Below are 1,613 nucleotides of genomic sequence, written 5' to 3'. Positions count from 1 at the left end.
ATCCAGGACACGGCCTACACCGCACGGCAACGGGTCATGGAACTTTCCTCCTGACCTAGCCGGCGGACCGGACCGCGGCCGCCGCCACATCAGCATCCATCCACGGCGAAAGAACGCCTCGATGGGTGATGCCCCCATGCCCGCACGGGCAGGACTTCAACCGCTTTTTGAAAGGCTCATTCAGCATGTCCGGACCATTGAACGGCACAACCGTCGTTGACCTCACCCGAGCCTTGGCCGGACCCCACGCCACCATGATGATGGCCGATCTTGGTGCCCGCATCATCAAGGTTGAATCCCCGCAGGGCGGGGACGACACCCGCGGCTGGGGCCCGCCTTTCGTGGGCGACGCCGACGAAAGGCAGTCGACCTATTTCCTGTCCTGCAACCGGAACAAGGAATCCATCACGTTGGACCTGAAGAGCGACGCCGGGGCGACATTCTCCGCCGTCTCATCAAGACAGCCGACGTCCTGGTGGAAAACTTCCGGCCGGGAACGCTGGACCGTCTGGGATTCAGCCCGGCAGCCATCGAACAACTCAACCCCCGGATCGTGATCCTTTCCATTTCCGGATTCGGGCACGACGGTCCCGAAGGTGATCGTGCCGGTTACGACCAGATCGCCCAGGGCGAAAGCGGACTGATGTCGCTGACCGGGTCCGGCCCGGACGATCCCCAGCGGGTCGGCGTTCCCATCGGCGACCTGCTGGCCGGAATTTACGGCGCCTACGGGGTGCTGGCGGCGCTGCTCGAACGGGAACGCATTGGCCGCGGCCAGATCGTCAGGACGTCCCTGCTGGCCTCCCTCGTCGGTGTTCATGCATTTCAGGGCACCCGGTGGACAGTCGCCGGCGAAACCGGCTCTGCCCAGGGAAACCACCACCCCTCCATCGCCCCCTATGGCCTGTTCCGCTGCGCCGACGGCGCCGTGCAGATTGCCGTCGGCTCCGAGGGACTGTGGTCACGCTTTGCCGCCTTCTCCGGTCTGGACGCAGCCAATCCCAGGTTCTCCTCCAATGCCGAGAGAGTCCGAAACCACCAGGAACTGGTCGCGGAAATCGAGCAACGCTTCGCCGGACGCAAAGCCTCTGACCTACTCTCCGGTCTGCAGGAAGCAGGCATTCCGGCCGGAAAGGTCCGCACCATCGACGAAGTGTACGAATGGGAACAGACAAGGTCCCAGGGCCTGGTTGTTGGCGTGGAGCATCCCACGCTGGGACGCATCGAGCTTCCCGGTCCTCCGCTGCGCTTCTTCGAGCACGCCGGAACCGAAATCACCAAGCGCGACCATACCGCTCCCCCGCTCCTTGGCCAGCACGACGCAACCGTCGCGTATTGGCTTGACGAGTCGGTAGTCGCGTGACCCCGGTGCCAGCCCCTGCACGGATCAGCCCCGACGAACTGACAGCCCTGACCCTGGACGCCGGAAGCTTTCAGTCCTGGGACCAGCCGCTGACGCCCCTCGCGATCGAAGCCGGCTACGCCGATGAACTGGCCGCTGCCAGGACAAAATCCGGACACGACGAATCAATCATCACCGGTGAGGGAACCATCGGTGGTCGGCGGGTCGCCGTCGTCCTCAGCGAGTTCAGATTCTTGGGCGGGTCCATCGG

Annotated in this window: 1 protein-coding gene and 1 pseudogene; both read left to right on the top strand. The window is 64.4% G+C overall.

All coding sequences use genetic code 11. From position 1 onward, the window contains the following. The first annotated feature begins 185 nt into the window (after window positions 1-185). Window positions 186-1,363: pseudogene (locus DBR22_RS21475) on the top strand (CaiB/BaiF CoA transferase family protein). Next, a partial coding sequence (locus tag DBR22_RS24220) for a carboxyl transferase domain-containing protein (protein ID WP_308810251.1) occupies window positions 1,360-1,613 on the top strand: 254 nt, incomplete at its 3' end. The pseudogene DBR22_RS21475 and the gene DBR22_RS24220, both read left to right, overlap by 4 nt.

Origin of the sequence: Arthrobacter sp. HMWF013 (assembly GCF_003061105.1) — a bacterium.
GTDB lineage: Bacteria > Actinomycetota > Actinomycetes > Actinomycetales > Micrococcaceae > Arthrobacter.
The sequence above is the reverse complement of the archived record's forward strand: the minus strand, read 5'-3'. Positions and strand labels throughout refer to the sequence as shown.